The 23,351-nt window shown below is 60.1% G+C and carries 20 protein-coding genes and 1 pseudogene; 13 read left to right on the top strand and 8 right to left on the bottom strand.

The annotated features are described in order from the left end of the window. Positions 1 to 16 precede the first annotated feature (16 nt). Positions 17 to 1,492 (bottom strand): MFS transporter, encoded by a 1,476-nt coding sequence (locus ACTJKZ_RS08340; RefSeq protein ID WP_161736954.1) that lies wholly within the window; start codon positions 1,490 to 1,492, stop codon positions 17 to 19. Between the two features lie 314 nt (positions 1,493 to 1,806). Between ACTJKZ_RS08340 and osmF the strand changes: the two genes are divergently transcribed. Genes osmF through ACTJKZ_RS08320 form a run of 4 tightly spaced genes read left to right on the top strand, consistent with a single transcriptional unit; the run spans position 1,807 to position 5,556 of the window. Next, complete coding sequence (gene osmF, locus ACTJKZ_RS08335; protein ID WP_222924303.1) at positions 1,807 to 2,718, top strand: glycine betaine ABC transporter substrate-binding protein OsmF; 912 nt, start codon at positions 1,807 to 1,809, stop codon at positions 2,716 to 2,718. A gap of 3 nt (positions 2,719 to 2,721) precedes the next feature. Beyond that, the gene (locus ACTJKZ_RS08330; protein ID WP_440829443.1) at positions 2,722 to 3,897 is read left to right on the top strand and encodes an ABC transporter permease; all 1,176 of its coding nucleotides are present in this window, start codon (positions 2,722 to 2,724) and stop codon (positions 3,895 to 3,897) included. After that, complete coding sequence (locus ACTJKZ_RS08325; RefSeq protein WP_161736598.1) at positions 3,890 to 4,837, top strand: ABC transporter ATP-binding protein; 948 nt, start codon at positions 3,890 to 3,892, stop codon at positions 4,835 to 4,837. The genes ACTJKZ_RS08330 and ACTJKZ_RS08325 overlap by 8 nt, the downstream gene beginning before the upstream one ends. Further along, positions 4,825 to 5,556 (top strand): ABC transporter permease, encoded by a 732-nt coding sequence (locus ACTJKZ_RS08320; RefSeq protein WP_161736597.1) that lies wholly within the window; start codon positions 4,825 to 4,827, stop codon positions 5,554 to 5,556. Before ACTJKZ_RS08325 ends, ACTJKZ_RS08320 begins: the two co-directional genes overlap by 13 nt. A gap of 175 nt (positions 5,557 to 5,731) precedes the next feature. On the opposite strand, the gene ACTJKZ_RS08315 is transcribed toward ACTJKZ_RS08320, so the two are convergent. Next, positions 5,732 to 6,466 (bottom strand): MerR family transcriptional regulator, encoded by a 735-nt coding sequence (locus ACTJKZ_RS08315; protein ID WP_161736596.1) that lies wholly within the window; start codon positions 6,464 to 6,466, stop codon positions 5,732 to 5,734. 149 nt (positions 6,467 to 6,615) lie between these two features. On the opposite strand from ACTJKZ_RS08315, the gene ACTJKZ_RS08310 reads away from it, so the two are divergent. The 4 genes from ACTJKZ_RS08310 (at position 6,616) to ybiB (ending at position 10,977) form a co-directional block, all read left to right on the top strand. Beyond that, complete coding sequence (locus tag ACTJKZ_RS08310; RefSeq protein ID WP_161736595.1) at positions 6,616 to 7,179, top strand: XRE family transcriptional regulator; 564 nt, start codon at positions 6,616 to 6,618, stop codon at positions 7,177 to 7,179. Further along, positions 7,176 to 7,694, top strand: coding sequence for a GNAT family N-acetyltransferase (locus ACTJKZ_RS08305; protein ID WP_161736594.1), 519 nt, complete (start codon positions 7,176 to 7,178; stop codon positions 7,692 to 7,694). The genes ACTJKZ_RS08310 and ACTJKZ_RS08305 overlap by 4 nt, the downstream gene beginning before the upstream one ends. A gap of 122 nt (positions 7,695 to 7,816) precedes the next feature. Continuing rightward, positions 7,817 to 9,985: an ATP-dependent DNA helicase DinG gene (gene dinG / locus ACTJKZ_RS08300; protein ID WP_440829442.1), complete on the top strand. Its 2,169-nt coding sequence runs from the start codon at positions 7,817 to 7,819 to the stop codon at positions 9,983 to 9,985. 26 nt (positions 9,986 to 10,011) lie between these two features. Further along, positions 10,012 to 10,977, top strand: coding sequence for a DNA-binding protein YbiB (ybiB, locus tag ACTJKZ_RS08295; protein WP_161736592.1), 966 nt, complete (start codon positions 10,012 to 10,014; stop codon positions 10,975 to 10,977). Between the two features lies 1 nt (position 10,978). Here the strand turns inward: ybiB and ACTJKZ_RS08290 are convergent, their stop codons facing one another. The 3 genes from ACTJKZ_RS08290 to hutH form a co-directional block, all read right to left on the bottom strand. Further along, entirely contained in the window at positions 10,979 to 12,136 is a 1,158-nt protein-coding gene (locus ACTJKZ_RS08290; RefSeq protein WP_253421400.1) for a M20 aminoacylase family protein, read from the bottom strand. A 201-nt stretch (positions 12,137 to 12,337) separates the two neighbouring features. After that, on the bottom strand, positions 12,338 to 14,023 hold the full coding sequence (hutU, locus tag ACTJKZ_RS08285; protein ID WP_440829441.1) for a urocanate hydratase: 1,686 nt from the start codon (positions 14,021 to 14,023) through the stop codon (positions 12,338 to 12,340). 15 nt (positions 14,024 to 14,038) lie between these two features. Beyond that, positions 14,039 to 15,589 carry a histidine ammonia-lyase gene (gene hutH / locus ACTJKZ_RS08280; protein WP_161736590.1) on the bottom strand — a complete coding sequence of 517 codons (1,551 nt, stop codon included), beginning with the start codon at positions 15,587 to 15,589 and terminating at the stop codon, positions 14,039 to 14,041. 326 nt (positions 15,590 to 15,915) lie between these two features. On the opposite strand from hutH, the gene hutC reads away from it, so the two are divergent. Next, entirely contained in the window at positions 15,916 to 16,671 is a 756-nt protein-coding gene (gene hutC / locus ACTJKZ_RS08275; protein ID WP_013357236.1) for a histidine utilization repressor, read from the top strand. Between the two features lie 171 nt (positions 16,672 to 16,842). Here hutC and ACTJKZ_RS08270 read toward each other — a convergent pair whose 3' ends face one another. Both ACTJKZ_RS08270 and ACTJKZ_RS08265 read right to left on the bottom strand, forming a co-directional pair. Further along, complete coding sequence (locus ACTJKZ_RS08270; protein ID WP_161736600.1) at positions 16,843 to 17,406, bottom strand: HutD/Ves family protein; 564 nt, start codon at positions 17,404 to 17,406, stop codon at positions 16,843 to 16,845. Further along, positions 17,403 to 18,758 (bottom strand): formimidoylglutamate deiminase, encoded by a 1,356-nt coding sequence (locus ACTJKZ_RS08265; protein ID WP_260057735.1) that lies wholly within the window; start codon positions 18,756 to 18,758, stop codon positions 17,403 to 17,405. The genes ACTJKZ_RS08270 and ACTJKZ_RS08265 overlap by 4 nt, the downstream gene beginning before the upstream one ends. An 81-nt stretch (positions 18,759 to 18,839) precedes the next feature. Between ACTJKZ_RS08265 and hutI the strand changes: the two genes are divergently transcribed. From hutI to ACTJKZ_RS08250, 3 genes and pseudogenes are all read left to right on the top strand, one after another. After that, entirely contained in the window at positions 18,840 to 20,057 is a 1,218-nt protein-coding gene (gene hutI / locus ACTJKZ_RS08260; protein WP_222924295.1) for an imidazolonepropionase, read from the top strand. Beyond that, positions 20,054 to 20,845 (top strand): N-formylglutamate deformylase, encoded by a 792-nt coding sequence (gene hutG / locus ACTJKZ_RS08255; protein ID WP_161736923.1) that lies wholly within the window; start codon positions 20,054 to 20,056, stop codon positions 20,843 to 20,845. Before hutI ends, hutG begins: the two co-directional genes overlap by 4 nt. Before the next feature lie 58 nt (positions 20,846 to 20,903). Continuing rightward, positions 20,904 to 21,332 (top strand): annotated as a pseudogene (locus ACTJKZ_RS08250) (ABC transporter permease subunit); the annotation flags it as partial. Between the two features lie 116 nt (positions 21,333 to 21,448). Here ACTJKZ_RS08250 and ACTJKZ_RS08245 read toward each other — a convergent pair. Further along, on the bottom strand, positions 21,449 to 22,081 hold the full coding sequence (locus ACTJKZ_RS08245; RefSeq protein WP_161736924.1) for a flavin reductase family protein: 633 nt from the start codon (positions 22,079 to 22,081) through the stop codon (positions 21,449 to 21,451). A gap of 141 nt (positions 22,082 to 22,222) precedes the next feature. Here ACTJKZ_RS08245 and rlmF point away from each other — a divergent pair, with 141 nt between their 5' ends. After that, positions 22,223 to 23,155: a 23S rRNA (adenine(1618)-N(6))-methyltransferase RlmF gene (gene rlmF, locus ACTJKZ_RS08240; RefSeq protein ID WP_222924294.1), complete on the top strand. Its 933-nt coding sequence runs from the start codon at positions 22,223 to 22,225 to the stop codon at positions 23,153 to 23,155. Positions 23,156 to 23,351 lie beyond the last annotated feature (196 nt).

Raw genomic sequence — 23,351 nt, 5'->3', positions numbered from 1 at the left:
GGTTTGCCTGCGCTCTTTACCCCGGCAGCTCAAAATCTTCTGCATCCACATCATAACCTGACGGTTCCCAGCGGATCGCCAGCAACGCCAGCAGGCCCGCCAGCGGGGCCAGGAAGATCACCCAGAAGACGCCGGTGCCCAGCGCGGCAACCAGCACCGGGAAGAGAAACAGCGAAACGGTCGAACTGCCGCGCATCAGCGTCTGGTTGAAGCCGACGCCCACGCCGCGCAGCGACGTCGGGTAGCTCAGCGACGCAAAGGTCATAGTATGAGACCCCGGCCCGAATCCCTGACCAAACAGGAACAGCGCCAGCATGCCAATCGCCAGCGCGGCTTCCTGACCGCCTTCGGGACGACCAATCAGCGCCAGCCCCAGCAGCGCCACGCACTGACAGCCATAACCCGCCACCGACATCTTCCACGCTCCCAGACGCGGCACCAGCCGCACCGCCAGAATTCCGCCGACAAAGGCGAACAGCAGATTCAGCGCCAGCGACACCAGAATGGTGGTGAGCATCGACTGAGCAAAGAAGCTTGAGATGATTACCGGCAGCCCAAACGCCACTGCGTTATAGGCAAACGACGAGGCGATAGAGGTGATGGTCGCCAGCAGCGTGCGGCGGCGATAAACGCCCTGCAGCAGCGCGCCATAGTTGCGCCAGCTCGCCTTGCGCACGGGTGTGGCAGCGGTCAGCCCGGCGTCGGGTGCCACCTGCGCGTTGATGTTCCAGGCACTGCGTAAAATCGCGGCGGCCCCTTTCAGATCCCCCTGATTCGCCGCCCACACCGGGGATTCGCTCATATAACGGCTGCGGATGGCGATGATGACAATCGCCGGAACGGCCCCAAAACCGAGGATCAGCCGCCAGAGCCAGTCGGTGTGGCTTTCAGGCAGCACCGCATAAAGCAGCAGCACCAGCAGATAAGAGATACTGATTGCCGCATACCAGGTCGGACACCACATCGCCACGCTGGCCGCTTTATTCCCCTTGCCGCGCAGCTTTGAAAACTCCGCCAGAAACGCCATCGCAACCGGCAGATCAATCCCGACGCCCAGCCCCATCACGAAGCGCGCGCCAGCCAGCACATACTCATTCGGGGCAAACGCACAGGCGATAGCCGCCACCACGAAAAAGAACATATCAGCCATAAAGACCCGATAACGGCCAATTTTGTCGGTGAGATAGCCGCCAATCAGCGCGCCGATGATTGCGCCGAAGGTGATGGCCGAGGCGACCATGCCGGTGCCGGTCGGAGTGAGACTAAACTCGCGCGTGATGTCTTTAATGCCAAACGCCAGCGCGCCCAGGTCGTAGGCGTCAAGGAACACGCCTCCCAGCGCAATCGCTACCACAATACGGGCATTGTTACGGGCGCTGTCGCCGCTGTTCACTAAGCGGGAGACGTCAGCTGCGCTGCGGATCCACTGTGTTTCGCCACCGGGCGAACTCCCTGCTGTTGCCACATGGGCGGAAGAGGTCAGGTCGGACATGATGTTGTACGTCTTTTATAATAAAAACAGATTTTCGAGAATAGCCGTTTAGACGCCCAGACGTAAATTCGTTTCGGTTATTGATAATAATTTTTTAATCCCAAATCGTTATAAATTTGCGATAAAGTCAGCTGCAGCGCCGCTGCGCCAGGCTACGCTTTTAAGGCAGATAATTTCCGCTGCACGCCTTGCCAGTCTCCCTTTCAGCGGCAGGCGAGCAGGCGAGCAGGCTCAACGCTAAGGCGTCCCGCGTCTTGCGCGTCATCACACGAAAACATCATGTAAAAACAACAGACTGCGATAAGGAAAAGGCCATGGTCAGAGTTCGGGGTTGGGTGGGAGTCAGCGCGTTGCTGCTCAGTATGGGGATGGTACAGGCGGCGGAGCCGGTGCGGGTCGGCTCCAAAATTGATACCGAAGGATCACTGCTGGGCAACGTAATCCTTCAGGTGCTTGAAAAGCACGGCGTAAAAACCGTCAATAAAATCCAGCTTGGCACAACGCAGGTGGTACGCGGTGCCATCACGGCGGGCGAGCTCGATATCTACCCCGAATATACCGGCAACGGCGCGTTCTTCTTCAACGATGAAAAAGACAGTGCCTGGAAGAATGCCGCTGAAGGCTATGAAAAGGTGAAGAAGCTGGATGCGGAGAAAAACCATCTGGTGTGGCTGACACCGGCTCCGGCCAACAACACCTGGACCATTGCCGTGCGTAAAGATCTGGCTGAGAAGAACCAGCTCACTTCGCTGACCGATCTCAGCGCCTTTCTGAAAAAGGGCGGAACCTTCAAGCTGGCCGCCTCAGCCGAATTTATCGAACGCAGCGATGCTTTACCGGCCTTTGAAAAAGCCTATGGCTTTGACCTCAAGCAGGATCAGCTGCTGTCGCTGGCGGGCGGCGATACTGCTGTGACCATCAGCGCAGCAGCGCAACAGACCTCCGGCGTTAACGCGGCGATGGCCTACGGCACCGACGGCCCGGTAGCAGCACTGGGTCTGCAGACGCTCAGCGATCCCAAAGGCGTTCAGCCGATTTACGCGCCGACGCCGGTAATCCGCGAATCGGTCCTCAAAGCCTATCCGCAGATTGCCGACTGGCTGAAGCCGGTGTTCAGCGCGCTTGATGAGAAGACGCTGCAGCAACTCAACGCCAAAATCGCGGTCGACGGTCAGGATGCCAGCAGTGTAGCGACCGAGTGGCTGCAGCAGAAAAAGCTGCTGTAACCGATGCAGATATCGCGGGACGCGATACGCCGTCCGGCTCAGCAGCCGGTGGCATTGCTGCTGCTGACGCTGCTGAGCCTGGCGCTGGTGGCCTTGCCGTTTCTTAACTTCGCCCCGAACCGTCTGGTGGCGGGTGAACCATTGATGGGCTGGCAGATAAACCGCTTCGGGCTATTACTGCTGCCATTAGTGACGCTTTGGCTGCTGCTGTGGCGTCCGCCCGGGCGCGTCACGCTGATTGTAGCGCTGCTGACGGCTCAGCTGATGCTGGCGGCGATCATCTGGCTCAGCGGTCATCAGGCGACGTTGCTGAGTCAGCAGGGCAGCCGTCTGGCACGCACCAGCTTTGCCAGTGGCCTGTGGTGCAGCGGTGCGCTGATCCTGCTGCTGATAACCGATCAGGTGCGGCAGCTGACCCCGCATCGGCTGGCACAGCTGCTGCTTAATCTGCAGGTCTGGCTGCTGCCGCTGTTGCTGCTGTTCAGTGGCCAGCTCGCCGATCTCTCCCTGCTGAAAGAGTATGCCAACCGTCATGCGGTGTTTGATGCGGCGCTGAGCCGTCATCTCACGCTGCTGGCCGGTACAGTCTTGCCTGCGTTGATGATTGCGCTGCCGCTGGGCGTCATGCTGTTCCAGCGGCCCGGCTGGCAGGGTAGCGTGTTTGGTGTACTGAATGTGATTCAGACGGTGCCGTCGGTGGCGCTGTTCGGTCTGCTGATTGCGCCGCTGGCCGGTCTGGCTCAGCATTTTCCGTGGCTCGGTGACTGGGGTATCAGCGGCATTGGTATGGCCCCGGCGCTGATCGCCCTGGTGCTTTATGCGCTGTTGCCGCTGGTGCGCAGCGTGGTGGTGGGGCTGCAACAGGTGCCGCATGAGGTGCGCGAAAGTGCGCGCGGCACGGGCATGAGCGGCTGGCAGCAGTTTATCGCGGTGGATGTGCCGCTGGCGCTGCCGGTCTGGCTCGCGGGCCTGCGTGTCGTCGTGGTGCAGACGCTGGGTATGGCAGTGGTGGCGGCGCTGATTGGCGCGGGCGGTTTTGGCGCGATTATTTTCCAGGGGCTGTTAAGCAGTGCGCTGGATTTGGTGTTGCTGGGCGTCATCCCGGTGATTGCGCTGGCGGTCGTCATTGATGCGCTGTTCCGCCTGCTGATCTCACTGCTGGAGAGAAAAGATGATTGAGTTTGATGGCGTTTCCCGCGCCTTTAACGGCAAAGCGGCGGTAAAAGATCTGTCGCTACAGGTGGCCAAAGGGGAGTTCTGTGTACTGCTCGGCACCTCCGGCTCCGGCAAATCAACCACGCTGAAAATGATCAACCGGCTGGTGGAGTTTGATAGCGGTGAGATCCGCTTTGCCGGTGAGTCGATTCGCCAGCTGGATGCCCGCATATTACGCCGACGCATGGGCTATGCCATTCAGTCGATTGGCCTGTTTCCGCACTGGACGGTGCGGAAGAATATCGCCACAGTGCCGGTCCTGCTGGGCTGGTCCAGAGCGCAGATCGATGAGCGCATCGCGGCGCTGCTGGCGCTGCTGAACCTTGACGCGCAGCTGCTGAATCGCTATCCGCATCAGCTCTCCGGTGGGCAGCAGCAGCGGGTGGGCGTGGCGCGGGCGCTGGCGGCGGACCCGGAAGTTCTGCTGATGGATGAGCCGTTCGGCGCGCTCGATCCGGTGACGCGCGGCGTGTTGCAACAGGAGATGCTGCGTATTCATCGGCTGTCTGGCCGCACTATCGTGCTGGTGACGCATGACATCGACGAAGCGCTGACGCTGGCGGATCGCATTGTGCTGATGGATAACGGTAAGATTGTTCAGCAGGGCAGGCCGGCAGAGCTGCTGACCCAGCCGAAAAATGATTTTGTGCGCGACTTCTTTGGCCGCAGTGAAATGGGCGTCCGGCTGCTGTCGCTGGAACAGGTCGGTAACGCCGTCCGGCGCGGCGAGTGGCTGGCGGGCGAACCGATTGCTGCGGCGCTGACGCTGCGGGACGCGCTGTCGCAGTTTATCGCCCGGCGCACCGATAAACTGCCGGTCGTTGACGATCAGCAGCAGCCAATGGGCGTGCTCCACTTTGGCGACCTGCTGCAACTGCGCGAGGGCTTCACATGCGCAGGCTAAGGGATCCGTTGCTGTGGCTGGTGCTGTTCTATGGCGCGCTGCTGACTCTGATGCCTTACAGCGGGCCGCTGTTTCACCGCTGGTTTCCGGAACTGGCGCGACCACTCTATCAGCAGGAGAGCTTCTGGCAGCTGACGCTGGCGCATCTGTTCCTGGTGATCACCGCCAGCCTGCTGGCCATCGTGATCGGCATTGGCAGTGGCGTGCTGGTGACCCGGCGAGCGGGACGCGCTTTCCGGCCGCTGATGGAAACTATCGTAGCGGCGGGGCAGACGATACCGCCGGTGGCGGTGCTGGCGATTGCGGTGCCGGTAATGGGCTTTGGCGCGTGGCCGGCGGTGGTGGCGCTGCTGCTGTACGGATTGCTGCCGATTTTACAGGGTACGCTGGCGGGCATTGATAGCATACCCGCCAGCAGCCGGGAAATTGCCATCGGGGTCGGCATGAGTAGCTGGCAGCGGTTGTGGCAGATTGAACTGGCGCTGGCTGCACCGGTGATTATCGCCGGGATACGCACGTCGGTAATCATCAACATCGGCACCGCGGCTATTGCCTCAACGGTGGGCGCAAAAAGTCTGGGATCGCCGGTGATTATCGGCCTGAGCGGATTTAATACAGCCTATGTGATTCAGGGAGCATTACTGGTGGCGCTGCTGGCAATAGTGAGCGATCGCCTGTTTGAACGCCTGCAGCGCTGGCTTAGCGTGAGTGGACAATAAGAGAATATCCCACCAGCATCAGACCGCTGGTGCCGCCGAGAGCCATAATGAAAAACAGCGTGGCGAAAAAGGCTTTTTTGACATTCATGGGTGAAACCTGAGCTTGTTAACAGTGAGGCGGGGATAATAGCGCGCGCAAGGCAGGAGGCAAAGTGCCCGGCGTGCGTTTTTGTTATCAGGTAGGTTCATGTAACCGCACGGCATAGCCCTGTTCCTGCCAGTGTGACAGCTGCTCCTGCTGACGACGGGTCAGTTTTTTACCGGTAAAGACAAACATATTCATGCCGGGAAAGAGTTCAGGACGGGGAACATCCAGGGGTTCTGCCAGTACATCAATCCGCCAGCCATGCTGCGAAAGACGCCAGCCTTCCAGCCAGATACGGGTCCGATCGTCGATGCCCCAGCCAATAATCAGCGCATCTTTACCCGATTTTTTGCGACTGGCGGTCAGACAAAATGCAACATAGTCGATCAGCAGACCATCAAGCAGACTGCACATGGTGCGGGCCGTGTTCTGATCCAGACTCAGCTTCTGGCGCACTGGCATAAAAACGTGATCAATCAGCGCATCAATCGGATGTTCGCGACCAATCGCGGCAATTTTATTACGAAGTTTAGCAGGCCTGACGTGGCGCAGTACGCTAATCAGTTCATCCTGCAGTGTGGTCCAGCCATCGTGTGCATCAACATCGCCACCTTCCAGCAGTGCCTTCACTTTACCGACCGGCACGCCACTTTCAATCCAGCGCATAATCTCTTCGATGCGCTGCACATCTTCTTCGTCAAACTGACGATGTCCGCCTTCGGTACGTTGCGGCTTCAGTAAGCCATAACGACGCTGCCAGGCGCGCAGGGTGACTGGGTTTATGCCACAGCGCTCGGCGACGTCACCGATACTGTATAAGGTCATAAATTCCTCTTTCGATTGGTCTGAGTACGATTACCATAACGAAGCAAATTAAGTTGTACAATACATTTCTCAATGTACAACTTGACTGATACGGCTTTTCCAGGCTATATCTCAAATAAGAGAATTATTCCCAAAAATGAGAGAACACCATGCCGGAGCTGAATACGGAGCAACGACTGGCGGTGCGGCTGGCAGAATTACGCCTGCAACGCGGCTGGTCACTTGATGAACTTTCTGTCGCTACCGGCATCAGCCGCGCGACATTATCGCGCATTGAGCGAAGCGAGACCAGTCCCACGGCGGCACTGCTTAATCGTTTGTGTGTTGCATACGGCTTAACGATGTCGCGCCTGCTCAGTGAAGTGGAAGAAGAGTCCAGTCTGCTGGTCAAAGAGGATCAGCAGCCGGTGTGGCAGGATGACGCCAGCGGTTTTATCCGTCGGAATATTTCACCACCTGCACTTCATTTTAGATGTGAACTCGTGGAGGGCAGGTTACGGCCTGGTGCGCGAATCGATTATGATGTGCCACCCATTCAGGGGCTGGAGCAGCATATCTGGCTGCGCGAGGGCGGTCTTACCGTCACGATGGGGTCTCAGGCGTGGACGCTACAGCCCGGCGACTGCCTGCGGTTTCATCTGGTCGGAAAATCGGCTTTTGAGGCGCACCTGACTGACGGCGCGCGTTACTTACTGGTGGTGGCGAAACCATGACGGATTACGCAACTCTCAGCGCGGCCCAGGCGCAACAGCTGCTGGGTGAACTGACCGACGTTTTGCAGAGCTGCGTGGCAGACGGTGCCAGCGTCGGTTTTATTGATGCTGAAGATGATGAGGTGATGGTGCGATTCTGGCAGCAGCGGAGTGCCAGCATCACCAGCGGCGACAGCGAATTACTGGTCGCGCGTCAGCGCGGGCGCATCGTGGCAACGGTCATCATCAGCCGCAGCGGCATGCCTAATGGCCGCCACCGCGCAGAGATCAGCAAACTGCTGGTGCACCCGCAGGCGCGCCGTCAGGGCATCGCCCGTGAACTGATGCAGCGCGCTGAGCAGCGGGCACGCGCACAGGGCAAAACCCTGCTGGTGCTGGATACGCGCAGCGGCGATGTCGCCAGCGATCTCTATCGCTCGCTGGGCTGGCAGGTGGCGGGGTCGATTCCCTGTTATGCCGAATCCATCGCAGGCGTGCTGGATGCCACCACCTATATGTACAAAGTGCTGGCGTAAAACACCGCTGTCGGACAACCGCTGATTTTACGGCGGGTCACGAAAAATTCGGCGCGAAAGCTGACGCCGCCAGGATACTGTGTAAAAATACAGGCCATTTTTTCGGTGTGGTAACGCAAATCATGGCCCTGACAGCCGCAGTAAAAAGCCAGATAGCGCAGTGGTATAAAGCGCTTCAGCAGCAGGTGCCTGATTTCATTCCACGTGCGCCGCAGCGCCAGATGATCGCTGAAGTAGCGAAATGCCTGGCGGGTGACGACGCGCGCCATCTGGCGGTCGAAGCGCCGACCGGCGTGGGCAAAACCCTCTCTTATCTGATTCCGGGCATCGCAGCCAGCCGCGCTCAGGAAAAGCAGCTGGTGATCAGCACCGCCAACGTGGCGCTGCAGGATCAAATCTTCACGAAAGATCTGCCGCTGCTGAAGAAAATCATCCCCGATCTCACTTTTACCGCCGCGTTTGGCCGCGGGCGCTATGTCTGTCCGCGCAATCTGGCGGCGATGGCGGCCGATGACGATCAGCAGGGCGATCTGCTGCTTTATCTGGATGATGACGCCGTCAGTAGTACCAAAGAAGAACAGACGCAGTGTGGTCGCTTACAGAAGTCACTGGATCGCTACCAGTGGGATGGCCTGCGCGATCACAGCGAGGAGAACGTCAGCGACAGCCTCTGGCAGCGCCTCTCCACCGACAAAGCGAGCTGTCTGGGTTCGCATTGCCACTGGTATCGTGAATGTCCGTTCTTTGTGGCGCGGCGTGAAATCGAGCAGGTGGATGTGGTGGTGGCGAACCATGCGCTGGTGATGGCGGCGATGGAGAATGAGTCAGTGTTGCCGCCCGCTAAAAACCTGATGCTGGTACTGGATGAAGGACATCACCTGCCGGAAGTGGCCCGCGATGCGCTGGAGATGAGCGCCGACATCACGCCGGGCTGGAGCAGCCTGCAGCTTGACCTGTTTATCAAGCTGGTTGAGAGCATCATGACGCAGATGCGGCCGAAGTCGCCGCCGCCGCTGGCTAACCCTGAGCGACTGAAAGCACACTGTGATGAGCTGCGCGAACTGCTGACCATCACCGCGCAGGCGCTGAATCCGCTGCTGCCGCCGAATAACCAGCCGGGCGAATACCGCTTTGTGCTGGGTGCGCTGCCGCAGGAGCTGCTGGATCTCTGCGCCCGGCTGTTCAAACTCAGCGATGCCCTGCGGGGACTGAGTGAAGGCCTGATTAATGCACTGAGTGAGCAGACCGGCAAGGTCGATATGGTGCGGCTGCATCGCAACCTGCTCCAGCTCAATCGTCAGTTTGGCTGGTTCGAATCAATCAGCAAACTCTGGCGGCTGGCGGCAATGGAAAAAGCCTCTGGCGCGCCGGTATCGAAGTGGATTACCCGCGAGCTGCGCGAAGGTCAGGCGCATCTGCTGTTCCACTGCGCCGGCATCCGCGTCAGCGACCAGCTGGAGAAAATGCTGTGGCGCAAAATTCCGCATGTGGTGGTCACCTCCGCCACGCTGCGATCGCTCAACAGTTTTAACCGCCTGCAGGAGATGTCAGGGCTTAGCGAAAAAGCGGGCGACCGCTTTGTGGCGCTCGACTCACCGTTTAACCATGTGGAGCAGGGCAAGCTGGTGATCCCGCAGATGCGACTTGAGCCGCTGATGGCGCACGAAGCGGAGCACATCGCCGAGATGGCCGGTTTCTTCCGTCAGCAGATTGCGGAGAAAAAGCATAAAGGCGTGCTGGTGCTGTTTGCCAGCAACCGGGCGATGCAGCAGTTTGTCGCCTGTCTGCCAGACCTGCGGCTCTCGATGCTGGTGCAGGGCGATCAGCCGCGCAGCCGCCTGGTGGATTTGCACCGTCAGCGCGTTACCAAAGGTGACACCAGCATTCTGATTGGCCTGCAGTCGTTTGCTGAGGGGCTGGATCTCAAAGGCGATCTGCTGAGTCAGGTGCATATCCACAAAATCGCTTTTCCCCCGGTGGACAGTCCGGTAATTTTGACCGAAGGCGAATGGTTGAAAAGCCTGAAGCGCTATCCGTTTGAGGTGCAGAGTTTACCCAGCGCCTCATTTACCCTGATTCAACAGGTCGGACGCCTGATTCGCAGCCATCAATGCTATGGCGAAATCGTGATTTACGACCGCCGTCTGCTGAGCAAAGCCTACGGCAGCCGCTTGTTAGCCGCACTGCCGATCTTCCCGATTGAGCAGCCGGAAACGCCAGAGCCGGCAGCGATACCGGCCATCGTGGTGCCAAAGCATACCGTGCGTAAACGCCGTCCCACGCGGCGCTGAGCCGCGCACTTAACCGGAAGCGAGTGATGGAACTGAATAAAATCATTAAAGAGGTGGGTCGCGGTAAAAATCATGCCCGCGATATCGACTTTGATACTGCCGTGGCGCTCTATGGCGCGATGCTGGCGGGTGAAGTACCGGATCTGGAGCTGGGCGCTATTCTGATAGCGCTGCGCATTAAAGGCGAAGGTGAAGCCGAAATGCGCGGCTTTTATCAGGCGATGCAGGCGCAGATGATGCAGTTGCGTGCGCCGGAAAATCGTCCGATGCCTGTGGTGATCCCCAGCTACAACGGCGCACGCCGCCAGGGGAATCTGACGCCGTTGCTGGCGCTGCTGCTGGTGAAAGTCGGCTTCCCGGTGCTGGTACACGGCGTCAGCGACGACGCGACACGCATCACCAGTGAAGCGGTGTTTGCCGCGCTGGGCATTGCGCCCGTCACCACCGCAGAGGCGGCGCAGGCGAAACTCGATCAGGGCCTGGCTTTTATCACCATCGATCATCTCTGCCCGCCAATGGCGAAACAGCTCTCGCTGCGCTGGCGGATGGGGGTGCGTAACAGCGCGCACACGCTGGCAAAACTGGCCACGCCGTTTGCGGAGCGGGCGGCGCTGCGGTTGTCCAGCGTCTCGCATCCTGAGTATGTACCGCGTGTGGCGAAATTCTTCAGCGACATCGATGCGCCTGCGATACTGCTCAATGGCACTGAAGGGGAAGTCTATGCGAATCCCCAGCGCTGCCCGGCGATCAGTATGATTAAGGGGGCGGGCGCGGAAGCGGAAGTGTGGGTTGAGCGTCAGCCAGAAGTGGCCGTTGAACTGCCGACAGACAAGACGGCAGAAGTCACTGCGCGCTGGATCGAAGAGGTGCTGAATCAGCAGCGTCCGGTGCCTGCGTCACTGCGACTGCAGCTCGCCTGCTGCCTGCGCGCCAGCGGCCGGTGTGACTCGCTGGCGGCGGCGGAGCAGCAGATCCTCGCCGCCGGGTATTAACTCAGGCTACCGGCAGCGCCTGTTCAACCAGGTCCTGCCAGAAACGGATGCCAATTGGCAGCAGCGCGTCGTTGAAGTCATAGCGGGCGTTGTGCAGCGGCGCGGAGGGCGTTTCGCCGTCCGCGCCCAGCCAGAAATACGCGCCGGGACAGGCTTCCATCATGCAGGCAAAATCTTCTGACGCCATTGACGGATTAACCTGCCAGTGAACCTGTTCAGCACCCAGTGTTGAGAGCGCTACCTCGCGCACCTGCTCAGCCGGTGCCACATGGTTGGCGGTGACCGGATAGCCCGGCAGCCAGTCAATCTCACCACTCACGCCAAACGGACGCGGCAGGGTCGCGACAAACTCATCAATCAGCCCGCGCACTTTTTCGCGCACGCTGGTCTGCAGGCAGCGCACCGTGCCGCGTAAAACAATCTGCTCCGGGATGACGTTAATCGCTTCACCACCGTGAATCTGCGTCACGCTGACCACGGCTGACGCCAGCGGCGAGAGCCGGCGAGACGGAATGGTCTGCAGCGCCAGAATCAGCTCGGCTGCTACCACCATCGGGTCGGCACCGCTTTCCGGCATCGCCGCGTGGCAGCTTTTGCCGTGCAGCGTAATTTCAAACGAATCCAGCGACGCCATCATCGCGCCAGGGTTCACCGCCAGTGAGCCGAGCGGCAGTCCCGGCCAGTTATGCATGGCGTAGATCGCATCCATCGGAAAGCGCTGGAACAGTCCCTCTTCCACCATTCTGCGTGCCCCGCCCAGATTCTCTTCGGCAGGCTGAAAGATGAAATGCACCGTGCCGCTGAACTGACGTGTGGCGGCCAGCTGGCGGGCGGCAGCCAGCAGAATGGCGCTATGACCGTCGTGGCCACAGGCGTGCATCACGCCTGGCGTCGCAGAACGCCACTCAGCATCACCTTTTTCCGTAATCGGCAGCGCATCCATATCTGCACGCAGCCCGATAACCGGGCCGGGACCGTTTTCCAGTGTGCCGATGACGCCGGTGCCCGCCAGGCCACGGAACACCTGTAAACCCGCCCGCGCTAACTCTTCCGCAATAAACTGGCTGGTTTGCTGTTCCTGGTAACCTAATTCGGGGTGGCGATGAAACTCAAGGCGCCAGCGCAGGGCATCTTCAAGCAGGGCAGGAGAAAGGGTCATGCAGAATCGCGCTCCATACAGAATGAGAAGATTTCACTTTAGTGGTCGGGTGATGCGGCGTCTATCGCCGTCAGGACTAAATCTGGCTATAGGCTAAATCAAAATGGAATAAGTAATAAGGAAGTGATGTTTATGCCAGGGTGTAAGAAGGAAATAGCGGGCGAGAAAGGGGGCAAGCTGCTGCTCGCCCCAGTCAACGGATTACTTCTGCATGGGCAGGTTCAGGCCATGTTCAGCCGCGCACTGCTGCGCCAGTTCATACCCTGCGTCGGCGTGACGCATCACACCGGTGGCCGGGTCGTTCCATAATACGCGACCCAGACGGGCATCGGCCTCTTTGCTGCCGTCACAGACAATCACCACGCCGGAGTGCTGTGAGAAGCCCATGCCGACACCGCCGCCATGATGCAGGCTGACCCAGGTTGCGCCGCCTGCGGTATTCAGCAGGGCGTTGAGCAGCGGCCAGTCTGATACCGCATCTGAGCCATCTTTCATCGCTTCGGTCTCACGGTTAGGAGAGGCGACCGAGCCGCAGTCGAGATGGTCGCGGCCAATGACCACCGGCGCTTTCAGCTCGCCGTTGCGGACCATTTCGTTGAACGCCAGACCGGCAAGATGCCGTTCACCCAGTCCCAGCCAGCAGATGCGGGCAGGCAGGCCCTGGAAGGCGATGCGCTCCTGCGCCATATCCAGCCAGCGATGCAGCGTTTTATGGTGCGGGAACAGCTCTTTGAGTTTCGCGTCGGTCTTGTAGATATCTTCCGGATCGCCCGAGAGCGCGACCCAGCGGAACGGGCCTTTGCCTTCGCAGAACAGCGGACGGATATAGGCTGGCACAAAGCCAGGGAAATCAAACGCGTTGCTGACACCCTCATCCAGCGCGACCTGACGAATGTTGTTGCCGTAATCCACAGTCGGGATGCCCATATGACAGAAGTCGAGCATCGCCTGGACATGAACCGCCATTGAGGCGCGCGCCGCTTTTTCTACCGCCTTCGGCTGTGAGACGCGCTCCTGCTGCCAGCGCGCCAGATCCCAGCCAATCGGCAGATAGCCATTAATCGGGTCGTGCGCCGACGTCTGGTCGGTCACGATGTCCGGCTTTGGTCCGCCCGCCTGAGCGCGTTTCACCAGCTCCGGCAGGATTTCGGCGGCATTACCCAGCAGGCCGACCGAAATCGCTTTTTTGGCGGCGGTGGCTTCGCTGATTAACGCCAGCGCTTCATCCAGCGTGGTGGCTTTGTAGTCCACGTAACGGGTACGCAGACGGAAATCGATGCGTGACTCCTGGCACTCAATTGCCAGCACACAGGCTCCGGCCAGTACACCCGCCAGCGGTTGTGCGCCGCCCATGCCGCCCAGTCCGGCGGTGAGGATCCAGCGTCCGCTCAGGTCGTTGTTGTAGTGCTGACGGCCCGCTTCCACAAAGGTTTCATAGGTGCCCTGCACGATGCCCTGCGCACCGATGTAGATCCAGGAACCGGCGGTCATCTGGCCGTACATCATCAGACCCGCTTTATCCAGCTCATGGAAGTGATCCCAGGTCGCCCAGTGCGGCACCAGGTTGGTGTTCGCCAGCAGCACGCGCGGCGCATCCGCGTGTGTGCGGAAGATGCCGACCGGCTTGCCGCTCTGGATCAGCAGCGTCTCATCCGGCTGCAGCGCCCGGAGCGAACGCAGGATCTGCTCGAAGCACTCCCAGTTGCGTGCCGCTTTACCGATGCCGCCGTACACCACCAGATCTTCCGGACGTTCGGCGACATCGGGGTCGAGGTTGTTCTGAATCATGCGGTAAGCCGCTTCAATCAGCCAGTTGGCGCAGTGCAGCGTAGTGCCGTGTGGTGCACGAATCTCACGTGCCACAGCCTGAGAAAGAGTTTCGCTCATGAAGGATTCCTTAATTCAAGAAGTTGGGCGCATGCTCGGCAGCAGCGCGGTCAATGCCTGAGGCCAGTCAGCGCGACTTGCCCACTGACGCATTGCCTCGATATCGGGCGCCAGCAGACGATCGTCTTCAAGGAAGGCGACCTGCTCGCGAATGGTGTCGATGGCCTGCTCAATCAGCGAGGAGCTTTTGAGCGGCCGGTTAAATTCAATACCCTGCGCGGCAGCCATCGCCTCGATACCCACCACGGCGGCGCTGTTAAAGCACATGCTGCCGAGACGGCGCGCGGCGTAGGTCGCCATTGAGACGTGATCTTCCTGATTCGCAGAGGTGGGCAGACTGTCGACGCTACCCGGATGGGCCAGCGATTTGTTCTCAGAAGCCAGCGCGGCGGCGGTGACCTGAGCGATCATAAAGCCGGAGTTTACGCCGCCGTCACGCACCAGGAAGGGGGGCAGGCCGGATAAGCCGCTGTCCAGCAGCAGCGCCAGTCGCCGTTCAGAGATGGCGCCGACTTCGGCAATCGCCAGCGCCAGAATGTCAGCAGCAAAGGCCACCGGCTCAGCATGGAAGTTGCCGCCGGAGATCACATCGCCGCTGTCGCTGAATACCAGCGGGTTGTCCGAGGCGGCGTTCGCTTCGATTTCCAGAATCCGCGCCGCGTGGCTGACGTTGTCCAGGCAGGCACCCATTACCTGGGGCACGCAGCGGATGGAGTAGGGATCCTGAACGCGGCCGCAATGGGTATGCGACTGCAGAATTTCACTGCCTTCAATCAGGGTGCTGACGGCCGCTGCGACCGCAATCTGGCCCTGCTGGCCGCGCGCCTTGTGGATGCGGGCATCGAACGGTTTCAGCGAGCCTTTGATCGCTTCCAGCGACAGCGCACCCGCCATCAGACCGGCGGCAAACAGGTTTTCACACTCGAACAGGCCGCGCAGCGCCAGTGCAGTCGAAACCTGGGTGCCGTTGAGCAGCGCCAGACCCTCTTTCGGACCGAGCACAAATGGCGACAGGCCCACGCTTGCCAGTCCCTCTGTTGCCGGGATCAGCGTGCCATTGACCCGCACCTGACCTTCGCCCAGCAGCATCAGCGACATGTGCGCCAGCGGTGCCAGATCGCCGGAGGCGCCGACCGAGCCTTTTTCCGGAATACAGGGCATCACGCCGGCGTTGAACAGCGCCAGCAGTGCCTCAACCAGTTCGATACGCACACCAGAGTGACCGCGCGCCAGGCTGATGATTTTGGTGGCGACGACCAGACGGGTGACATTGTCGGGCAGCAGATCGCCCAGACCAACGCTGTGTGACAGCACCAGATTGCGCTGCAGATCCGCCAGCCGGCTGGCCGGTATTTGCGTCTGCGCCAGCTTGCCAAAGCCAGTATTAATGCCATACACCACGTTGCCGGAGGCGACAATCGTCTCCACGGTCTGCTGCGCCGCCGCAATCGCCTGACGCGCACTGTCGTCAAGACTCAGCGTGACGTTACCCTGATAGATAGCGCGTAATGTGGCGAGGTCCACCTCGCCGGGCACCAGGCGCAATGCCTGAAACGAACCTGACATAGTCTACTCCTGTCTATACAAGTGTGCTGGCGTGGCTAAGCTGCTTTCCTTGCCCTGAACCAGCGGAATAATGCGAGTGAAACATAAGCGTTAATTCTTGTCTATGCTTGTCTATACAATCAAGCATACTAAGCAAGTGCCGTGCCAGACCGATCACAAAAATCGAATGTCCGCCCGGCGCGGGTCGCGGGTTAAACGCGACTGAGAGAGTGCACCATCAGGATGCGCAGACTGCACCAGTGGGGCACGGCGCGCGCTACTGGATGTATATACATTCACGCAGTGAGACAGTAAACTTAAGGGACTTTCAGCATAAGGAACAGCAAATGGTCGAGCATACGGCACTGGCACAACTGGCGGCGGCAATGAGCGATGAGCCCGCCCCGATTTATCAGCGGGTGAAGCAGGCCATCGTCAGCCAGATCCGTGAAGGGCTGTGGAAAGCGAATCAGCGTGTGCCTTCAGAAAGTGAACTGGTGAATGAGCTGGGCGTCAGCCGCATGACCATTAATCGGGCGCTGCGCGAACTGACCAGCGAAGGTTTTCTGGTGCGGATGCAGGGCGTCGGCACCTTCGTGGCGGAGATGAAAGGTTACACCGCTATGCTGGAGGTGCATAACATCGCTGATGAGATCGCTCAGCGCGGCCATCAGCACAGCTGTAAAATTCTCGCCATCGGCCAGGACAAAGCCGATCCTGAGCAGGCAGCCGTGCTGGGGCTCACCACAGGACAGACGCTTTACCATTCGCTGATTGTGCATTACGAAAATGATCTGCCGGTGCAGCTTGAGGACCGTCTGGTCAATCCGCTGGTCGCGCCCGACTACCTGACGCAGGATTATCAGCAGATGACGCCCTATACCTATCTGATGCGGGTCGCGCCGCTGACGGCAGGTGAGCACATTGTTGAAGCGGTGCTCCCCGATGCGCGTCAGCGTAAACATTTGTCGCTGGATGAACATGAACCCTGCCTGCTGATTCGCCGTCAGACCTGGAGCGACACGAAAATCGTCACCTATGCGCGACTGCTCTATCCCGGCTCACGTTACAAACTACTGGGCCGCTTCAGAGGACACGGTTAAGAGCCGAGCCCATCAGGCTATTTTATTTGTCAGTCTGCACCTGGGCAGTGCTCACACAGGCTGCTTTAGCAACCTGAACGCCCTGAAGTGCGGCCCTGAAGAGGCGAGCGCAGCGAGTCATCCTCACGTACTACGTGTACGCCTGCTTGTTCCGCGCTGTGCGTGTCCAGACTACCTGCAACCATTACGCGTGCCGGGATAGGCGCTAAGTCGGGTAAACAGCAGCCGCGCATCCGGCTCGCACGGGCTGAGTACTGTTTCTACATCGACCCACCACGCGCCCTGTTGCGCACTCAGCCTTTCTCCGTCCGCGGTCTGCCATGCACCTGCCAATACCCAGGCGACGCCATGCAGACTACTGACCGGCGCGGCAACCACTTCAACCGTGGCCTGCCATTCACCGCGCCGCGTCATGATATTAAAATCTTCGCTGACGCTGCCCTGCAGTTGCGCCGTTAAGGCGAGTTCTCCGGCAAATGCCCAGGGCTTTTGCGGCGTCAGCAGATGCTGCACGTCAGGCGCGGTTAATAACACCGGATCGCCATGCAGCAGGGTAATCACCCGATCGATCTCCGGAAAAGCAGAGAAGGGACCATCCTGTGCCAGGGTCGCAATACTGGCGCGCCAGCCGAAGCGATCTGCGCCGGGCGGGAAGCTGATGATCTCGCGGGTTTCGCCGCCACCATTGCGCCAGCGGCTGACCGCCAGCGCCTCGTAAGTGAACAGGGTGATCATCGCAGCGCCGCCATCGCCTGAGCAAAGCGTGCGGCACATGCAGCCTGCTGCGGATGTACCCCATCTTCAATCACGGCTTTACCGGCCACGTAAACGTCACGAATCTGATCGCGCTGTCCGGCAAACAGCCAGCGGTTCAGCACCGCATGTGAATCCACGCTGCCAAGCCACGCCTCATCCCGCAGCACCAGCCAGTCGGCGCGTTGTCCCACCGCCAGCGTGCCCTGCTGAATGCCGCACGCCTGAGCGCCACCCGCTGCCGCCTGTTGCCATAGCAGGTCGCCCACCGACGGCTGGCCGGGCAGGGTAATCCGGTTACGACGCTGGTCGCGCAGCCGCTGCGCATACTCCAGCCAGCGCAGCTCTTCCTGAGCGCTCAGCGAGACATGGCTGTCGGAGCCGATGCCCCAGCGTCCGCCCTGCGCGATATACTCCACCGCCGGGAAAATGCCGTCGCCGAGGTTGGCTTCGGTGGTCGGACAGAGACCCGCTACCGCGCCGCTTTGTGCGAGGCGCGACAGTTCGCTCTCATCCAGATGGGTGGCGTGGATCAGGCACCAGCGCGTATCTACCGCAAAGCGGTTCAGCAGCCAGGCTACCGGGCGCTCGCCGCTCCACGCCAGCGAGTCATTGACCTCTTTCTGCTGTTCAGCCACATGAATATGCACCGGCAGCGCCAGATCGCTGGCCGCCAGCACCTCGTGCATCTGGCTTTCGCTTACTGCCCGCAGCGAATGGAAACAGAGACCACGGTTCAGCAGGGGCCGCTGCTGCTGCCACGCATCCAGCCGCGCCTGCTGTTGCAGGTAGTGTTCGGTCTGCTGAATAAAACGCTTCTGACCCGCCGCCGCGGGCTGACTGCCAAAGCCGCTGTAGCTGTAGAGCACCGGCAGCAGGGTCTGGCCGATACCGGCGATCTCTGCTGCTTCAATCAGCTGTTGCAGCATCGTGTCATCGCTATAGGGCGCGCCGCTGGGGTCGTGATGGAGATAATGAAACTCTGCAACCTGGGTGTAGCCGCCTTTCAGCATCTCGATATAGAGCAGAGCGGCAATATCACCCACCTGCTTTGGCGTCAGACGCTGCACCATGCGGTACATCAGATCCCGCCAGGTCCAGAAGCTGTCCTGTGGATCGCCTGCCACTTCCGCCAGACCCGCCATCGCCCGCTGGAAGGCGTGCGAGTGCAGGTTGGCGATCGCCGGGATCACCTCGCCGTTGAGGCGGATAGCCTGATCCGCGTGGCTTTCCGGGGTAAGGGAGTCGATAAAACCGGCCTGATTGACCGTGATACGGACCTGCTGCTGCCAGCCCTCCGCCAGCAGTGCGCGTGGGGCAAAAAAAGTCGCCATGGTTGATCCTCATCGGATGTGGTTGTATATACATATACATACTTTGAAGCACAGTGTAAACGGCGGAGGCATGAGGCAGCGATGACAGAAGAGATGCGCGTAGAGGCGGTGTGGACGGGGGCCGACCTGGTCACCATGCGTGACGGAAAGTACCATCTGATACCTCAGGGCGCACTGGTGGTGCGGGCGGGCAGGCTGGTGTGGGTCGGGCCTGAAGCGGAGATGCCCGCGTTCGTCGCCGATCAGCATCATCGTCTGCCTGGCGGTATCGTGACGCCGGGGCTGGTGGATTGTCACACCCATCTGGTGTTTGGCGGCGACCGCAGTCAGGAGTTTGAACAGCGTCTGAATGGCGTCAGCTACGCAGAGATTGCCGCGCAGGGCGGGGGCATTCTCTCTACCGTGCGCGCCACCCGCGCGGCGACGGAAGAGGAACTGGTGGCTTCGGCCCGCTGGCGACTTAATCGCCTGCTGGCAGAGGGTGTCACCACCGTAGAGATTAAGTCCGGCTATGGTCTGGATGAAGAGAGCGAACTGCGGATGCTACGGGCGATTCGCCGGCTGGGAGAGAGCGTGGCCGCCGATGTCCACGCCACCTGTCTGGCAGCGCATGCCTTTCCGCCGGAGTTTAAGCATGACCCGGATGGCTGGATCGATATCATCTGCGACCGTCTTCTGCCGCAGGCGCAGGCGCAGGGGCTGGCGGATGCTGTAGATGCTTTCTGCGAGCATCTCGCCTTTTCCCCGGAGCAGGTGGCGCGGGTATTTGACCGGGCGGTGGCGCTGGATATGCCGGTGAAACTGCATGCGGAACAGCTTTCAGCGCTGGGCGGTGCCGCACTGGCCGCCCGCTATGGTGCGCTTTCAGCTGACCATCTTGAATATGCCACCGAAGAGGATGCCAGGGCGATGGCGCAGCATGGCACCGTGGCGGTGCTGCTGCCCGGTGCGTTTTATCTGCTACGCGAAACTCAGCGTCCGCCGGTGGATCTCTTCCGTCGCCACGGTGTGCCGATGGCGCTGGCCAGCGATGCCAATCCCGGCACCTCACCTGCGCTGTCGCTGCGTCTGATGCTCAACATGGGCTGCACGCTGTTTGGCATGACGCCGGAGGAGGCGCTGGCGGGCGTCACGCTGTGGGGAGCTAAAGCGCTGGGGCTGGCGGAGAGTCACGGCTCGCTGGAGGCGGGTAAAGTGGCAAACTTCGTCCACTGGCCGCTGTCTCGTCCGGCAGAACTGGTTTACTGGCTGGGTGGTGAACTGCCCTGTACCGTTATCTATCGTGGAGAACCGCAATGAACCCTTTCTATTTTTCCCAGGGCAGCCTGCCGCTGCTGGTCAGCATTCCCCACGCCGGTACTGAACTGACGCCTGAGGTGGACGCCGGATTGAGCGCGGCCGCGCGCGGCCTGCCCGACACCGACTGGCATATCCCGCTGCTGTATGATTTTGTGCGTGACCTCGGGGCCAGTGTGTTAATTGGCCGCTATTCCCGTTTTGTAGTCGATCTTAATCGTCCGCCCGACAACCAGCCGCTTTACACCACCGCCACCACCGGTCTGTTCCCGGAAACCCTGTTCGACGGCACGCCGACCTTTGCACCAGGCAAAACGCCCGATGTCACGGCGCGTCAGGGCTACATCGATCAAATCTGGCAGCCTTACCATCAGCAGATTCAGCAGGAGCTGGCGCGGCTCAAAGCGCAGCACGGCTATGCGCTGCTGTTTGACGCCCACTCCATTGCCAGTGAAATTCCCCGCCTGTTTGAGGGGCGTCTGCCCGATATCAACATCGGCACCAACGACGGCGCGAGCTGCACGCCTGAAATGAGCGCGGCCATAGAGGCGGTGTGCGCCGCCCAGCACGACTACAGCTGGGTGCTCAACGGACGCTTTAAAGGCGGTTACATCACCCGCGCTTATGGCCAGCCACAGCAGCAGATCGAGGCGGTTCAGCTGGAGCTGGCGCAGCTGAACTACATGGATGAAACCCCGCCTTATGCCTGGCAGCAGGCGCGTGCCGCAGAGCTACAAAAAGTGTTGAAGGCGATGATCCATACCATGCTGGCGCAGGCCAGGCCGCAATAAATCAGCGATGCGCCGCCCTGGTGCATCGCTGCGCTAATCGGGTGCAGGGGAGCGCTGCCTGTCTGGCGCGGACGGCTTTATCGAAGCGCCACCATTTCTGATCGGGGCGCTGGCTATCGGGCTTATCTCCGGCTCTTATCAGGCGGAAGTCTATCGCGCCACGCGGCTGGCCCTGGCGAAAGGGGAGATTGAAGCCGCTGTCGCGATTGGCATGCCGCGCTGGCGCATCCGCCAACGCATTCTGCTGCCGCAGGTGGCGCGCTATGCGCTGCCCGGCTTGTCAAACGTCTGGCAGATGAGCCTGAAAGATTCGGCGCTGGTGTCGGTGACCGGCATTGTCGGGCTAATGCGGGCCAGCCAGATAGCGGCCGGTTCGACCCGTGACTACTTCTCCTTTTACCTGGTGGGCGGAGCCTGTTACCTGCTGCTGACGTTGCTGTCGAACCGCGCCTTTCTGCTTGCCGAATCCCGTCCTGGCCGCGCCTGGCTACTGTTAAGGCAGGTGGTTGATCGCTGGCAGCAGGATCGCTGGCTGGCCCCCGACATCGCCCGCGCGGTGGCGCAGATCAAAGCGCACCGGGCCGATGCGCTTGTGGAGTGAGATTACCTGCGGCGGGCGTCCGGACGGACTAAATCAAAGCGCTGAGCTTCGCTGATGCCGTAATAGGCGCTGGGGCCGCCTGCACGCAGGATTGGCTCAGCTTTGGCGGTCTGATAAATGCCCTCCTCAAGCAGCGATTCATCGATGTGAATCGCCACCGCTTCGCCCATCACCAGCCAGCTGTCGAGCAGGGTGCCGCTGGCATCCTGCAACTGGATCAGCTGCGTCAGGCGGCACTCGAAGTTGACCGGGCTTTCCGCCACCAGGCTGGCGCTGACCTGGGAAGCCGCCAGCGAGGTTAATCCGGCAAAGGCAAACTCGTCCTGATCGGCAGGGAGCGATGCGGAACTTTCATTCATCGCTTCGGCCAGCGGACGGGTCGCCAGATTCCAGACAAACTCTTTAGTCTCTGCAATATTCCGGACGCTGTCTTTCCAGCCGCTGCTGGCGAAACCGATAATCGGCGGATGATAGTTGAAGCAGTTAAAAAAGCTGTAAGGCGCAAGATTGCGCTGGCCGCTGGTGCTGACAGAGCTAATCCAGCCGATCGGGCGCGGCCCGATAATGGCGTTCAGCGGATCGTGTGGCAGACCGTGGCCCGCACGGGGCTGATAAGAATAGCGTTTATGGCTCATAACGTCTCCGGCAGATGATTTTATCTATCTTAGCCCGACAGCATCGCCCGACGGAACCGGAATGAGGTAAGCGGATGGTGCGGGTTTATTTTCCGCCCTCTACAGCGTATTGTACGCGCGCCTGAATAATTGAGAGAACGTATGAAAAAGTCAGCCAGCACGTCGCCCTTCCACGCCCGCAATCGCCATCAGGGCGAATACGATTTTGCCGCGCTAACCGCTGCCCATCCGCCGCTGGCGGCGAAAGTCCGGCCTAACGGTTATGGCGTGCAGTCCGTGGATTTCGCGGACCCGGAGGCGGTGATGCTGCTGAACCAGGCGCTCATCAAACTCTTTTATGACATCGACTGGCAACTGACGCCCGGCTCACTCTGCCCGCCTGTGCCAGGACGTGCCGATTATCTGCACTACCTGGCCGATCTGCTGGCACTGGATAACAACGGCGCGATCCCGGCCGCGGACGTGCTGGATATTGGCTGCGGCGCAAACTGTATCTATCCGCTGATTGGTGCGGCGGAATATGGCTGGCGCTTTACCGGTACCGAAATTGATGAAGCCGCCATCAAAGCCGCTAATCGCATTGTCGCAGCCAATCCGCGCCTGACGCGTCAGATCCGTCTGCGTCGTCAGAAAAACAGCGATGCGGTGCTGGCGGGTGTGGTCAGCAAAAATGAATTTTTCAGTGCGGTGATGTGTAACCCGCCATTCCACGCGTCGGCGGAAGAGGCGGTTTCGGGTTCACAGCGTAAGGTGCGTAATCTTGGGCTGGATAAGAGTGCGCCGCTTAACTTTGGCGGGCAACACAATGAGCTGTGGTATCCCGGTGGAGAAAAGGCGTTCATCGGCAAGATGATCGCCGAGAGCGTGGCGTTTGGTCGCCAGATTGGCTGGTTTACCTCACTGGTGTCGCGCAAAGAGAATTTACCGGCGCTGGAAAAACAGCTGCAGGCGCTCGACGTCGCAGAGCTGCGGGTGGTGAATATGGCGCAGGGGCAGAAGCAGAGCCGCTTCCTGGCGTGGAGTTTTATGCCTGCCGCCCAGCGCAGCAAGCTGCTGAGTCGCCTGGGAAGCTAAGGCATCTCTTTTCGCGCATAACTGGAATCTATCTGCGGAGAAAAAAGGACGGGCTGCGATACGGCCGTTTCAGACTGCTGACAAACCCAATCAGGGTTGCTCTGGCAGCAACATATTAGCTAATAACGCAGGGAACACGGGCAGAGGAGGAAAGCGTCCCGCGCCTGGGACAAAAACGGCAGGCGTTTTTTGAACA

Origin of the sequence: Pantoea sp. 22096 (assembly GCF_052045955.1) — a bacterium.
GTDB classification, from domain to species: Bacteria; Pseudomonadota; Gammaproteobacteria; order Enterobacterales; family Enterobacteriaceae; genus Pantoea; species Pantoea alfalfae.
This window is presented reverse-complemented; position numbering and strand designations above follow the sequence as displayed.

Excerpts from the sequence above, each read along its gene's own strand:
- ACTJKZ_RS08340 (WP_161736954.1), bottom strand. The coding sequence starts at position 1,492 with ATGTCCGACCTGACCTCTTCCGCCCATGTGGCAACAGCAGGGAGTTCG.
- osmF (WP_222924303.1), top strand. The coding sequence starts at position 1,807 with ATGGTCAGAGTTCGGGGTTGGGTGGGAGTCAGCGCGTTGCTGCTCAGT.
- ACTJKZ_RS08330 (WP_440829443.1), top strand. The coding sequence starts at position 2,722 with ATGCAGATATCGCGGGACGCGATACGCCGTCCGGCTCAGCAGCCGGTG.
- ACTJKZ_RS08325 (WP_161736598.1), top strand. The coding sequence starts at position 3,890 with ATGATTGAGTTTGATGGCGTTTCCCGCGCCTTTAACGGCAAAGCGGCG.
- ACTJKZ_RS08320 (WP_161736597.1), top strand. The coding sequence starts at position 4,825 with ATGCGCAGGCTAAGGGATCCGTTGCTGTGGCTGGTGCTGTTCTATGGC.
- ACTJKZ_RS08315 (WP_161736596.1), bottom strand. The coding sequence starts at position 6,466 with ATGACCTTATACAGTATCGGTGACGTCGCCGAGCGCTGTGGCATAAAC.
- ACTJKZ_RS08310 (WP_161736595.1), top strand. The coding sequence starts at position 6,616 with ATGCCGGAGCTGAATACGGAGCAACGACTGGCGGTGCGGCTGGCAGAA.
- ACTJKZ_RS08305 (WP_161736594.1), top strand. The coding sequence starts at position 7,176 with ATGACGGATTACGCAACTCTCAGCGCGGCCCAGGCGCAACAGCTGCTG.
- dinG (WP_440829442.1), top strand. The coding sequence starts at position 7,817 with ATGGCCCTGACAGCCGCAGTAAAAAGCCAGATAGCGCAGTGGTATAAA.
- ybiB (WP_161736592.1), top strand. The coding sequence starts at position 10,012 with ATGGAACTGAATAAAATCATTAAAGAGGTGGGTCGCGGTAAAAATCAT.
- ACTJKZ_RS08290 (WP_253421400.1), bottom strand. The coding sequence starts at position 12,136 with ATGACCCTTTCTCCTGCCCTGCTTGAAGATGCCCTGCGCTGGCGCCTT.
- hutU (WP_440829441.1), bottom strand. The coding sequence starts at position 14,023 with ATGAGCGAAACTCTTTCTCAGGCTGTGGCACGTGAGATTCGTGCACCA.
- hutH (WP_161736590.1), bottom strand. The coding sequence starts at position 15,589 with ATGTCAGGTTCGTTTCAGGCATTGCGCCTGGTGCCCGGCGAGGTGGAC.
- hutC (WP_013357236.1), top strand. The coding sequence starts at position 15,916 with ATGGTCGAGCATACGGCACTGGCACAACTGGCGGCGGCAATGAGCGAT.
- ACTJKZ_RS08270 (WP_161736600.1), bottom strand. The coding sequence starts at position 17,406 with ATGATCACCCTGTTCACTTACGAGGCGCTGGCGGTCAGCCGCTGGCGC.
- ACTJKZ_RS08265 (WP_260057735.1), bottom strand. The coding sequence starts at position 18,758 with ATGGCGACTTTTTTTGCCCCACGCGCACTGCTGGCGGAGGGCTGGCAG.
- hutI (WP_222924295.1), top strand. The coding sequence starts at position 18,840 with ATGACAGAAGAGATGCGCGTAGAGGCGGTGTGGACGGGGGCCGACCTG.
- hutG (WP_161736923.1), top strand. The coding sequence starts at position 20,054 with ATGAACCCTTTCTATTTTTCCCAGGGCAGCCTGCCGCTGCTGGTCAGC.
- ACTJKZ_RS08245 (WP_161736924.1), bottom strand. The coding sequence starts at position 22,081 with ATGAGCCATAAACGCTATTCTTATCAGCCCCGTGCGGGCCACGGTCTG.
- rlmF (WP_222924294.1), top strand. The coding sequence starts at position 22,223 with ATGAAAAAGTCAGCCAGCACGTCGCCCTTCCACGCCCGCAATCGCCAT.